The 12,793-nt window shown below is 64.6% G+C and carries 10 protein-coding genes; 3 read left to right on the top strand and 7 right to left on the bottom strand.

Annotated features, from left to right (window positions below; translation table 11 throughout):
• Positions 1-26 precede the first annotated feature (26 nt).
• The 6 genes from C662_RS11380 to ppx form a co-directional block, all read right to left on the bottom strand.
• Complete coding sequence (locus tag C662_RS11380) at positions 27-1,679, bottom strand: acyl-CoA synthetase (RefSeq protein WP_002928979.1); 1,653 nt, start codon at positions 1,677-1,679, stop codon at positions 27-29.
• 56 nt (positions 1,680-1,735) lie between these two features.
• Positions 1,736-2,266: an ABC-type transport auxiliary lipoprotein family protein gene (locus C662_RS11375; RefSeq protein ID WP_002928977.1), complete on the bottom strand. Its 531-nt coding sequence runs from the start codon at positions 2,264-2,266 to the stop codon at positions 1,736-1,738.
• 164 nt (positions 2,267-2,430) lie between these two features.
• Positions 2,431-3,372 (bottom strand): MlaD family protein, encoded by a 942-nt coding sequence (locus tag C662_RS11370; RefSeq protein ID WP_002928976.1) that lies wholly within the window; start codon positions 3,370-3,372, stop codon positions 2,431-2,433.
• A gap of 1 nt (position 3,373) precedes the next feature.
• A complete protein-coding gene (locus tag C662_RS11365; protein ID WP_002928975.1) occupies positions 3,374-4,168 on the bottom strand; it encodes an ABC transporter ATP-binding protein in 795 nt (264 codons plus the stop codon).
• Positions 4,165-5,295 carry an MlaE family ABC transporter permease gene (locus tag C662_RS11360; RefSeq protein ID WP_002928973.1) on the bottom strand — a complete coding sequence of 377 codons (1,131 nt, stop codon included), beginning with the start codon at positions 5,293-5,295 and terminating at the stop codon, positions 4,165-4,167. Before C662_RS11360 ends, C662_RS11365 begins: the two co-directional genes overlap by 4 nt.
• A 6-nt stretch (positions 5,296-5,301) precedes the next feature.
• The gene (gene ppx, locus C662_RS11355) at positions 5,302-6,804 is read right to left on the bottom strand and encodes an exopolyphosphatase (protein ID WP_002928970.1); all 1,503 of its coding nucleotides are present in this window, start codon (positions 6,802-6,804) and stop codon (positions 5,302-5,304) included.
• A 188-nt stretch (positions 6,805-6,992) separates the two neighbouring features.
• On the opposite strand from ppx, the gene ppk1 reads away from it, so the two are divergent.
• The gene (gene ppk1 / locus C662_RS11350; RefSeq protein WP_002928968.1) at positions 6,993-9,077 is read left to right on the top strand and encodes a polyphosphate kinase 1; all 2,085 of its coding nucleotides are present in this window, start codon (positions 6,993-6,995) and stop codon (positions 9,075-9,077) included.
• A gap of 5 nt (positions 9,078-9,082) precedes the next feature.
• On the opposite strand, the gene C662_RS11345 is transcribed toward ppk1, so the two are convergent.
• Complete coding sequence (locus tag C662_RS11345; RefSeq protein ID WP_002928966.1) at positions 9,083-11,287, bottom strand: RelA/SpoT family protein; 2,205 nt, start codon at positions 11,285-11,287, stop codon at positions 9,083-9,085.
• A gap of 140 nt (positions 11,288-11,427) precedes the next feature.
• Here C662_RS11345 and C662_RS11340 point away from each other — a divergent pair, with 140 nt between their 5' ends.
• Both C662_RS11340 and C662_RS11335 read left to right on the top strand, forming a co-directional pair.
• Entirely contained in the window at positions 11,428-12,210 is a 783-nt protein-coding gene (locus tag C662_RS11340; protein ID WP_002928965.1) for a zinc-dependent peptidase, read from the top strand.
• Complete coding sequence (locus C662_RS11335) at positions 12,203-12,667, top strand: flavodoxin family protein (RefSeq protein WP_002928964.1); 465 nt, start codon at positions 12,203-12,205, stop codon at positions 12,665-12,667. The genes C662_RS11340 and C662_RS11335 overlap by 8 nt, the downstream gene beginning before the upstream one ends.
• The last annotated feature ends 126 nt before the right edge of the window (positions 12,668-12,793 follow it).

The raw sequence follows: 12,793 nt of genomic DNA, 5'->3' as shown, positions 1-12,793 counted from the left end.
GCTCTGCATCCGTGCCCGCCCCTGTGCTACCCGAAGGACGCCGTCGAGCGCGCCTGGTCGCGCAGCACGAATTTCTGGATCTTGCCCGTGGATGTCTTGGGCAGCTCGCCGAAGATGATGCGCTTGGGTACCTTGAAGCCAGCGAGGTGTTCACGGCAGTGGGCAACGAGCGTGTCGGCGGCCACCTCCGCCCCTTCGCGAAGCTCCACGAAGGCGCACGGCACTTCCCCCCATTTGTCGTCGGGCAGCGCCACCACCGCTGCAGCCATGACCGCAGGGTGCTTGTACAACGCATCCTCGACCTCGATCGACGAGATGTTCTCACCACCGGAGATGATGATGTCCTTGGAGCGATCCTTGATCTTGACGTAGCCATCAGGCTGCATCACCGCCAGATCGCCGGTGTGGTACCAGCCGCCGCGGAACGACTCCGCCGTCGCATCGGGGTTCTTGAGATAGCCCTTCATGACCAGGTTGCCGCGGAACATGATCTCGCCCATCGTTTCACCATCCCAGGGCACGGGCTCCATGGTGGCTGGGTCCATGACCGTGATTCCTTCCTGGGCGTGGTAGCGCACGCCCTGCCGGCCATTGAGCGACACCTGCTCGGCCAGCGGCAGTTCGCGCCACTCATCGTGCTTGGCGCACACTGCGGCAGGCCCGTAGGTTTCCGTCAACCCATACACATGGGTGATGTCGAAGCCAATCTTCGCCATCCCCTCGATCACCGCAACTGGCGGCGGTGCTGCCGCCACCAGGCCGGACACCTTGTGGTTGATGCCCTTGCGCCATTCCTCGGGCGCATTGGCAAGCATCGAGTGCACGATCGGCGCACCGCAGTAATGCGTGACACCGTGCTCGCGGATGGCGTCGAAGATGAGTCGCGGATCGACTCGGCGCAGGCACACGTTGACGCCCGCGTTGGCCGCCATCGTCCATGCAAAGCACCAGCCGTTGCAGTGGAACATGGGCAGGGTCCACAGATAGACCGCATGCGGCGGCATGCCCCAGGACACGATGTTGGACATCGCATTCAGGTAGGCCCCGCGGTGGTGATACACCACCCCCTTCGGGTTGCCGGTCGTGCCCGAGGTGTAGTTGAGCGAAATGGCGTCCCACTCGTCTGCAGGCTGCTCGAACACGAAATCGGCGCTACCGCCTGCAATCAGTGCCTCATAGTTCATGCGCCCGAGGCATTCGCCCGGCCCTGTGTACTCCGGATCGTCCACATCGATCACCACCAGGTCTGCCCGCCCGGCCAGTTCCACCGCCTTCTTCACCATGCGCGAATACTCGCGGTCGGTGATCAGCACCCTCGCTTCAGCGTGATTGAGGATGAACGCGACCGCCTCTGCGTCCAGGCGGGTGTTGATCGTATTGAGCACCGCCCCACAAGCCGGCACGCCAAAATGGCATTCGAACATCTCGGGGGTGTTGTTGAGGATCGCAGCAACGGTGTCGCCCTTACCGATGCCCAATTGCTTCAGGGCCGACGCCAGGCGGCGGCAGCGCACATAGCTCTCGCGCCAGGTGTAGCGGCGCGCGCCGTGGATGACCGCGACACGCTCGGGATAAACGTAGGCACTGCGCTCGATGAAGGTTAGCGGCGTCAGCGGCACGTAGTTCGCCACGGTCTTCTCAAGCCCTTGTGCGTAGGGCGACAGTCTCGTCTCGCTCATCTCGTCTCCTTATGGTGGTTCCCCGCCCTGCTCAGCCAGGCGCGGGTTGCCGTTACTCAAGCGCTGCAGCGGCCTGCCGCATTCAACGCTCCGTCCTCGCCGCGGTCAAGCGCCGCGAGCCAGGCGACAATCTCGGCCACCACCCTGTCGGTGGCGACGCGTAAGGCCTCGGCGCCGGCGCTGGCATCTGCCCGCGACGCATCGGCGCTCCCGCTGAACTCGCGCATCGCGACCGCTGTCTCGCTGCGAGATGGATAGAGCGCAGCACGCAGGACGATGCGCGCATGGCTGCGCTCCGCGGTCGCGAATTCCTGGATGAACTCGTCCACATCGACATGCAGGCGACAACGCCCTGGTGCTGCCGCGGGCTGCAGCGCGCGCTGCAGGTTCAGACCCAGCATGGCTGCCGGTGGCGACACCCAGCGGCTCTCGGCATAGGCACGCCGACGCCCCGGATCGTTCCAGGCCAGGCGGTACTGCATTGCTGTCGTCTCGAGCCATGGGGGACTCGCCACCTCGACCCGCGCAGGCACGAGCGCAGGTCTGACCGCGGCAGACGCCCCGAGGCCAAGCTCGTAGAGCGCCATCGGCCTCGGCTGCAAAGAGAATCCTCCACACCCGGCAAGCGCCAGCAGCAGTAGGCCGGCAAGCCAACAGCGGCCATCAGGCACCATGTACGAAAACAATGCTGCATACCTCAAGTCAAGATCCCCATCGTCAAGGTCCGGCCCTCGCATGTTCTTGTTCCCAATCAACGCCCGCTGGAAAAGCCCGCTTCGCCGGGCCCCGGCTCGGTGGCGGGACGTCCCGTCAGCAGCACCTGCGGCGTACTGTCGACCTCCTCGACCAATCTGCTGATCCGCCGCGAGGTTGCACTCAAGTCGCGCAGCAGCTCGTTGAGTTGTGGCAGCGTCCCTTCGAGCAAGCCGTCGCTGGCCGCGACCGCCGCGTGATCGACGCGTACCGCCATGGTATCCAGCCGACGCAGAAGCTGGCGGAGTTCGCCGAGCGTAGGTGCGACTTCCGCACTGGTCCGTTCAAGGCTTGCCAGCAGGCCGGACAGCGCAGCCAGGTTGGCCGGGGTGAAGGCGCTGCGGACACTCTGCAGCGTCTGCGGCATCTCGGCCAGGCTGCGGTCGAACCCAGAGGCAGCGCTCTCGATGCTGGACAGTGCGGCGCGCACTCGACCAAGCGTGTCATCATCAAGAAGGACCGCCATGCGCTCGCTCACCCGTTGAAACTGCCCGACCATCTCGAGCGCGCGCTCGGCGAGCACGTCCAGCAGCCCTGGCTGCAATTCGATGCGTGGCGGCAAGCCGGAAGCCTCCACCAAAGGCAGTGGCTCACCGCCGCGGTCATCGAGCTGAACATACGCCAATCCGGTGACACCGAGCGTGCCCAAGCTTGCCCGTGCTCCCCGCGTCAGCGGCAGATCGCGTGTAACGCGCACGTGCACCAGCACGTTGCGCGAGTCATCGGGGTCTATATGAACACTGCTGACCGCCCCTACCGCCAAGCCGCGAAAGCGCACCCTGGACTGCGCCCCCAGGCCGTTGATGTCGCCTTGCGCAACCAGCACCAGTTCGCGCACCGGTTCGCGCTCCTGGGAGAACCACCACAGTGCCAATGCGATACCTGCCCCGAGGATCAGCGCGAACAGCCCGGCAGCCAGTGCATGCGCACGATTCTCCATGTCAATTTGCTCCAGTCGCGCGCGCCAAGGCCCGCTGTCCTTGCGCACCGCGGAAAAAGCGCTCGATGAAGGGGTGATCCACGCGCAGCGTCTCCTCGAGCGGGGCATAGCTCAGTATGCGCCGATCGGCAAGTACCGCAACCTTGCTCGCCATCGCTGCCAGGGTATCGAGATCGTGTGTGATCAGCACCACGGTCAGCCCCAGATCGCCATGCAGCGCCCGGATCAGGCGCACGAATGAGGCGCTGCGCTCAGGATCGAGCCCTGCAGTCGGCTCGTCGAGCAGCAGCAGCTCAGGTTCGAGCGCCAACGCACGCGCGAGCGCGGCACGCTTGACCATGCCACCGGAGAGCTCAGCCGGCATCAGCACGGAATGCTCGGGCTCCATCTCCACCATGGCGAGCTTGAGCGCGACGAGATCGTCGATCTCTGCAGCACTCATGATGCCCAGCTCGCGCATCGGAAAGGCGATGTTTTCGCCGACCGTGAAGGCCGAAAACAATGCGCCCTGTTGGAACAGAACCCCGAACCGACGCTGGCGCGAAAGCCGCGCGCTCCGGTCGCCTGCTTGCAGCAGTTCGCCGAACAGTTGCACCGTACCGGCTGCGGGCCGGGTCAGGCCTATGATGTGGCGCAGCAAGGTCGTCTTGCCACTGCCCGAACCTCCCACCAGGGCGACGATCTCACCTCGGGCCACGTCGAGATCCAGCTCTTCGTGCACAACGTTGCGACCGAAGCGGGTTGTAATTCCACGCAGGGAGACGACTGTGGCGGGCGAGCTTGCTGGCGGGTTCATCCCGGGATCCCGATCGACTTGGTGGCGATTGCGAACAGCGCGTCAACCAGGATTACCGCCGTGATCGCCGTCACAACCGAAGCCGTGGTGTTCGCCGACAGGCTCTCGGTATTGGGCTTTACACGCAGCCCGAAGTGGCAGGCGACAAGGGCGATCAAGACACCGAACACCGCGCCCTTGGAGAGGCCTATATAGACATTCGCGACCGGCACGGCATCAGGTAGCGCGTCTACGAAGTAACGCAAGCTCAGGTCGAGCTCCACCCAGGCCGACACCCAGCCACCCAACAGCGCAATGGTCGAGGTCCACAGTACCAGCAGCGGCATCACAAGGCCGAGCGCGATCACCTTGGGCAACACCAGGCGCAGCGAGCACGACACCCCCATGGCGGCAAGCGCATCGATCTCCTCGGTCACCCGCATCACCCCCAACTGTGCGGTCATCGCCGACCCCGAGCGGCCCGCCACGAGCACCGAAACCAGCACCGGCCCCAGTTCTCGAATGATCCCAAGGCCCAGGATATTGACGATGAACACGTCCGCGCCGAACACCTTGAGCTGGAGTGAAGACAGATAGGACAACACAACGCCGATCAGGAAGCCCACCAGCGCAGTCACCGGCATGGCCTTGACGCCGACCTTGTGCACGTTTGCGGAGATCTCGAGCCAAGGCCAGTCGCGCGGGTGGCGCAAGACGTGCAGCAGGTCGAGGAAGATCTGTCCGAGCAGGGCAACGAAGTCCCGCACATGCGCCAGGAACGCGATCAGTGCACCGCCGAGCGCCACCACCGCATCGATTGGCGTGAAAGCCGACAGTTGCGGCAGCGGCCGTTCCGCGCTGCGTGCGACGCGCTCCAGCGTTTGACGATGCGCCGGGCGCAGGCTGAGTTGCGTCGGCCAGCGCCGCCCCCAGGCCTGCCAAAGCAGGGTCGCCCCAAAGCTGTCCAGCCGTTCGACCGCTTCGAGACTCCAGGCCGCATCGGCGGACGCCATGCGCAACTGCCGGCGCAGTCCTGGCAACTGCGGCCCCAGCGCACGCAAGGTCCAGTCACCGCTCAACCGGGCCGAGGCGGGCGTCAGCACCAGGCTGCCGCCTTGTCTCGCTTCTGCCTGGCCACCGGGACTCATGAGCGCTTATGCGGTGGCGCCGCGTACGCTCAGTGCGCGCACGTAAAGCCCGCGCCCAAGCCCCATCCATTGGCGCTGCTCCTCGTTGAGCGCGGCCGCGGTCAATGGCAGCTTCTGCAGCCACCCCGGCGCTGCCGTCACCGAGAACCCCCTGCCCTCCCGCTTCATGGTGATCGGCGGCAGACCACGGGCGTCGCGTGCGCGATGGATGACAACGGCCAGGCGCAGGCAGGCGATCAGCATCCAGTCCGAACTGCCTGCATCAATTGAAGCCACTCGTTCGAGCTTGCCTCGGTGCGCCAGCACCAGGCGCGCCAGGCGTGCCTGGTCCATGCGCGAAAAACCAGGCATGTCGGCATTGGCCACGATGTAGGCGCTGTGCTTGTGATAGCTCGAGTGCGCGACCGAGATCCCGATCTCGTGCACCAGCGCGGCCCAGCGCAGGAAACGTCGGTCCGGGTGCTCTGGGTCCGTCATTGCCGGCTCGAGCTGGCCCAGCAGGTGGCAGGCGGTATCTGCCACCTGCTGGGCCTGGCGCAGATCGACGCCGTAACGACGCACGAAGGCGCTGATCGTCGCGTCGCGCAGGTCATGGTGGTGGTAACGGCCAAGCAGGTCATACAGCACGCCGAGACGCAGGGCCCCCTCGGAGAACAGCATGTGCTCGAGCTCGAACTCCTTGAACACAGCGCTCATGATGGCAAATCCGCCCAGGATCACTGGCAGGCGGTCGCCCTTGAGGCCTGCGAGGTCGATCGCATCGAGGCGACCTGCGCGCAAGAGCACGGCCTTGAGCTGCTCGAGGCCGTCGCGAGTGATCCCCCCCGAAGAGAAGCCGTTCTGCTCCAGGATCTCAACCAGCGCCTTTGCGGTACCGCTTGAGCCCACGGCCTCCTCCCAGCCGGTGTCGCGATAGGTCTGGGAGATGGTCTGCAATTCGCGCCGCGCTGCCAGTTCGGCCTCGCGGAACGCACGCTTGTCGATCTGGCCATCAGGGAAAAAACGCAGGCTATAGCCGACACAGCCCATATAGCGCGACTCGAGCAAGGCCGGCTCGAAGCTCTTGCCGATGATGAACTCGGTGGAACCTCCACCGATATCTACGACCAGCTGCTGCTTGTGCGGGTCGGGCAAGGTATGCGCAACCCCGACATAGATCAGGCGCGCTTCCTCGCGGCCCGCGATCACCTCGATCGGAAAGCCGAGTGCCGCTTCGGCACGGATGAGGAAATCGGTCGCGTTCTTCGCCACGCGCAAGGTGTTGGTGGCAACCGCACGCACCCGGGTAGGCGGAAAATCACGCAGGCGCTCGTGGAAGCGTTGCAGCGCCGCGACGCCACGCTGCTGAGAAGCGAGATCAAGCTTCTTGTCGGGAGAAAGGCCGGCGGCCAGGCGCACGGCCTCCTTGAGGCCGTCCAGCGGATAGATCTGGTCATTGACGATGCGGCCCACCTGCAGCCGGAAACTGTTGGAACCCAGGTCGATTGCCGCGATGAGATCTTGCATCATGCTTTAGGAAACTGACGCCACCGGCGCCGGAAGTGCGGATTCTAGCACCGCGCCGCGTTGCATCAGGGGCCATTCGTTTCGCCCCAACACATGGCGCAAACCACGCCGCACAAGGGCTGCGCGCTGTCATGTTCTCGCAACGAAAGTGTCACATAATCATGAATGCCGCATCTCGTTCAGGACGCCCCATGCCCCAGTTCAATCGCACCTCCATGCAGTACCCGGCCGATCATTTCCTCAACCGCGAACTGTCCCTGCTGCAATTCCAGCGCCGCGTCCTGGCGCAGGCGGCCGACCCGACCGTTCCCCTGCTCGAACGCCTGCGTTTCCTGTGCATCGTGTCGAGCAATCTCGATGAGTTCTTCGAGATCCGCGTCTCCGGCATCAAGGAACAGATCCGTATCGGCAGCCGAAAGTCGGGCGAGGACGGCATCACGCCGTCCGACCTGCTCGCACGCGTCAGCGACGAGGTGCACGAGATCATCTCCGAGCAGTACGAACTGCTCAACGACGACATCCTGCCCGCACTCGAGAACGAAGGCGTAGTTTTCCTGCGCCGCAGCCTATGGACCGAGGCCCAGCGTGACTGGATCGAGGACTACTTCGTGCGCGAGGTGATGCCGGTCCTGACCCCGGTCGGTCTCGATCCTGCCCACCCGTTCCCGCGTGTGCTCAACAAGAGCCTGAACTTCGCGGTCGAGCTCGAAGGTCGCGACGCCTTCGGCCGCGACTCGGGTGCCGCCATCGTGCAGGCGCCGCGTGCGCTGCCGCGCGTGATCAGGCTGCCGCGAGAAATTTCAACGCAGGAGTACACCTTCGTATTCCTGTCCTCGGTGCTGCATGCCCACGTTGCCAGGTTGTTTGCAGGCATGCAGGTGCTCGGCTGCTACCAGTTCCGCGTCACCCGCAATTCCGACCTGTTCGTGGATGAGGAAGAGGTGAAGGATCTGCGCGCATCGCTCAAGGGCGAACTCCAGCAGCGTCATTTCGGCGACGCGGTGCGCCTTGAGGTGGCCGACAACTGCTCGGATGAAATGGCCAGCTTCCTGCTGCAGCATTTTCATCTCACGCCCAGCGACCTTTATCGCGCGCCCGGCATCGTCAACCTCGTCCGCCTGATGCAGGTACCCGACTGGGTCGAGCGCGCCGACCTCAAGTACCAGGCCTTCGTGCCCGGCCTTCCGAGAGGTCTCGACAAGCGCCGCCAGATCTTCACGGCGATCCGCAACGGCGACATCCTGCTCCATCACCCTTTCCAGAGCTTCGCCCCGGTCATTGAAATGCTGCGCGCTGCGGCTGACGACCCCCAGGTGCTGGCGATCAAGATGACGGTGTACCGGACCGGGACGGATTCGGTGCTCATGGAGCACCTGGCGCGCGCGGCGCAAAAGGGCAAGGAAGTCACCGTCGTGCTCGAACTCATGGCGCGCTTCGACGAAGAGGCTAACATCACTTTGGCCAACCGCCTCGAAGAAGTCGGCGCCCATGTGGTGTATGGCGTCTTCGGCTACAAGACCCATGCCAAGCTGCTGATGGTCGTGCGACGCGAGGAAGACGGTCTGCGCCACTACGTACATCTGGGCACAGGCAACTACCATCCGCGCACCACCCGCTTCTATACCGACTTCGGCCTCATGACCTGCAACAAGGAGATCGGCGAGGACGTCGCAGCGGTCTTTACCCAGCTGACCGGACTTGGGCGCGCCACGGAACTGCGCCACCTCTGGCAAGCACCGTTTTCGCTCCAACCCAACGTGGTGGCGGCGATTCGCCGAGAAGCCGAGATCGCCCGCGCCGGCCGGCGCGGACGCATCATCACCAAGATGAACGCCCTGCTCGAGCCGGAAACGATCGAGGCGCTCTACGAAGCGTCGCAAGCCGGTGTCGAGGTGGACCTGATCATCCGTGGCCCCTGCGCGCTGCGCCCCGGCGTGCCCGGCTTGTCGGAGAACATACGCGTGCGCTCGGTCGTCGGGCGTTTCCTGGAGCACCACCGCATCTTCCACTTCCACGCTGACGGCGAAGACCTGGTGTACCTGTCCAGCGCCGACTGGATGGACCGCAACTTCTTCCGTCGCATCGAGATCGCCTTCCCGGTGCTGGACCCGCGCCTGAAGCGCCGCGTGATGAAGGAAGGCCTGCGCCCCTACCTCGGCGACAATTGCCAGGCCTGGGAAATGCAGCCCAGCGGCAGCTACCGGCGCAAGCATCCGCGCAGCGTACGCCGTGCGGCCCAGCTCATCCTGCTCAATGAGCTCGCAGCCAGCAGCTGAGCGGCCTACTTGCGTTGCGCGTCGATCACCCCGGACACCTCACGGATCAGGGTGGTCGCGCGCTGCATCTGCTTTACGCCGCCCACCTCCATCGTGAAGCGCATGTAGGCCGTACCCTTCTTGGTCAGGGTATTGACGGCAATCACGTTGAGCTTCTCGCGTGACAGCACTTCGGAGATGTCGCGCAGCAAGCCCTGGCGGTCGATTGCCTGGACGACGATATCCACCTGATAGAGCGCCGTACGGCTATCGTTTGCACGCTCGCCCCAGTCGGCGGCGATGACGCGCTCGGGGTGCTTGGCCGCAAGTTGCTGGAAATCGTGACAATCGACACGATGGATCGAAATGCCCCGGCCGCGGGTGACGAAACCCTCGATCGCATCGGGCGGGGCCGGTTTGCAGCAGCGTGACAGCGAAGTCATGAGCTTGCCGACCCCGACGATCAGGATCTTGTCCTGGTTGTCGCCCGAGCGACTGCGGCTGACGACGAACGCTTCTTCCTCGCTGGGCGCAGCCACAGGTGCCGTGCCCTCGCGCAGCGCGGTCTGCACTGCACGCGGTCCGACCTCGCCCCGACCTGCCGCCAGGAAGAGCGCCTCTGCGTTCTTGAAGCCCATGCGCTCGGCCAGCCCGTCGATGTTGGCCTGGGCGTGGCCATCGCGCTGCATCTCCTTGGTCACGAAACTGCGGCCGCGCGCCAGCAAGTCTTCTTCATCGAGCTGAGCGAAGTACTGCTTGATCTTGGAGCGCGCGCGCGAGGTGGCCACATAGGCCTGGCGGGCGTCGAGCCAGTCGCGTGACGGCCCGCCCTCGCGCGCCGACACGATTTCCACGGTCTGACCGCTCTCGAGCGCCGTGTTGAGCGGCACCAGGTGGCCATCCACCTTGGCACCCCGGCAGCGGTGGCCAAGGTCGGTATGCAGTCGATAGGCGAAGTCGATCGGGGTCGCTCCACGCGGCAGGTCCACCACCTTGCCCTGGGGGGTCAGTACATACAGCGTATCGTCGAGCGAGGCGCGTTTGAACTGCTCCATCCATTGCGCGGAATCAGTGACCTCATCGCGCCAGGACAACAGGTTCCGCAACAGCGCAATCTTCTCGTCGTAGTCGCCGCCGTCGCGCGCCCCTTCCTTGTAGCGCCAATGGGCTGCAACGCCCAGTTCGGCGTGCTTGTGCATATCGTGGGTGCGAATCTGCACCTCGAGCGCGCGCCCGTCACCGGCCAGTACCGCCGTATGCAGCGACTGATAATTGTTGCCCTTGGGCTTGGTGATGTAGTCGTCGAACTCCTGCGCAATCGGCTGCCATATCTGGTGGACGAAACCGAGCACGGTGTAGCAGTCGCGCACGTCATTCACGAGCACCCGTAGCGCCCTGATGTCGAACACCTGCGAGAAATCGAGCCGCTTCTTGCGCATCTTGTTGTAAATGCTGTAGATGTGCTTGGCTCGACCGGTAATCTCGGCCTCGATGCCAACGGCAGACAACTCGCGCTTGAGCCGCTCGATGGCGTCCTGGATGAACTGCTCGCGCTCGACCCGGCGTTCGTCCAGCATCTTCGCGATGCGCTTGTAGGTGTCGGGCTCGATGAAGCGGAACGAGAGGTCCTCGAGTTCCCACTTGATCTGCCAGACGCCCAGGCGATTGGCGAGCGGTGCGTAAATGTCGAGGCTCTCGCGGGCAACGTCCACACGCGCCTCGCCAGGCAGCTCGGTGTAGTAGCGCAGCGTCTGCGTGCGCGACGCGAGCCGCACCATCACCACGCGGATGTCCTCCACCATGGCCAGCAGCATCTTGCGCAGCACTTCGGTCTGGGCGCGGATCTCGGGCGCTGACGCGGTTGCCGTCATGCGTGTGAGTACGCGCAGGCCGTTGAGGCGATGCAGCCCACGGACGAGGGCGGAAACCTCACTGCCGAAGCGGGCGCCGACCTCCTCGACCGGGTCCTCGAGCTCCTCCCACACCGCAAACAGCAGCGCAGCCAGTCGCGTCTCGAGATCCATGCGCAGCGACGCGGTGATCAGCGCCGCACCGATCGCATGCGTCCAGGTGGATTCTCCGGTGCCCAGCACCTTGTCTTCGTAAAGGTCGGCAATCCAGTCGAGCGCAGACTGGATCTGGCCGCGGCCAGCCTCATCCAGGCCGGTGGCGAGCATGTCGAGGGGAGCCGCGGTGTCGCCCGGGGCGATGGCGTGAGTGACGGAAACCATGGCGTCGGATTATCCCACATCGGCCGGCTGCAGATGCAGAAGCGGCAGCGCTCTGCCCCCTTCCTTTCAATCGGCGCCGCGGCTGTGCCATCATCGGCGCACCACGACAAGCGCCCGACCCACTCGGCAGACACACTTCGATGCTCGACCGCATCCGCAGCCTGTTCGGACTCCGACACAAACAGCGTGCCATCCAGCCCGCACAGTGGGCGCGTGTCGAGGCCCGCCTTCCCTTCCTCGCCTTCCTGCCCGCTGCAGAGCGCGAGCGCCTGCGCTCGCTCGCGCTCGACTTTCTGGCGACGAAGGAGTTCCACGGCGCCCATGGCCTGCAGCTGGACGACGATACCTTGCTCGCGATCGCACTGCAGGCCTGCCTGCCGATCCTCAACACCGGGCTTCAGGCCTACGCCAACTGGGTGGGTGTCGTCATTTATCCAGGCGACATCCTCATCCCACGCAGTGAGTTTGACGATGCCGGCGTCCTGCACGAATACGACGACGAGGTCCTGGGCGAGGCCTGGGAAGGAGGGCCGGTGCTGATCGCCTGGTTCGAGCATGGCGAACAGCCTGCCGGCATCAATGTGGTGATCCACGAGTTCGCCCACAAGCTGGACATGGAGAACGGCGGCGTTGACGGCCTGCCCCAGCTGCGGCCCGGGATGTCGCGCGCAGTCTGGGCGGACGCCTTCTCGAAGGCCTATGAAGACTTCTGCGCAGACGTCGATCTTGGTCGCCCTTGCGCCGTCGACCCCTATGGTGCCGACAGCCCGGGGGAGTTCTTCGCCGTGGTTTCCGAGGCTTTCTTCGAAACCCCTTGTGTGTTGCAGACGCGCTTCCCAGCGGTCTATGAGCAGCTCAGGCAGTTGTACCAGCTCGACCCTGCGGCCGGCGAGCGCGCGACTGGGCAAAGCCAGCATGACTGAACGCAAGCACCTGCTGATCGTCTATCACACCCAGAGCGGCAATACCGGCCAGCTTGCGCAAGCCGTGCTGCGCGGGGCAGGCCAGGTCGCCGAGGTCGATACCATGCTGTTGCGGGCCTTCGACGCCGGCACCGAAGATCTGCTCCGCTGCGACGGTCTGTTGCTTGGTACCCCGGAGAACTTCGGCTACATGTCCGGCGCACTCAAGGATTTCTTCGACCGTACCTACTACCCGTGCGAAGGCAAGCTCACCGGTCTGCCCTACGCCGTCTTCGTCAGCGCAGGCAACGATGGCACCGGCGCGGTGCGCGAAATAGGGCGCATCGCCAACGGCTACGGCTGGAAGCAAGTCGCCGAAGCGCTGATCGTACGCAAGTCGATCACACCACAGGCACTCACCGACGCCGAGGAACTCGGCGAAGCCATGGCCGCAGGCCTGTCGATGGGCGTGTTCTGAAACGGCCGCCTGACGGCGCACCGCCACGGATATGACGTTCGCCATTCCAGCGGGCAAGGGTGACGTTTTCGCGAAGTGAAAGCCGCGTTCATCAAACGGTAACAACTCCATTTGGCAGACCCCGAT

The sequence above is a fragment of the Thauera sp. 28 genome (assembly GCF_000310145.2).
Taxonomy (GTDB): domain Bacteria; phylum Pseudomonadota; class Gammaproteobacteria; order Burkholderiales; family Rhodocyclaceae; genus Thauera; species Thauera mechernichensis.
This window is presented reverse-complemented; position numbering and strand designations above follow the sequence as displayed.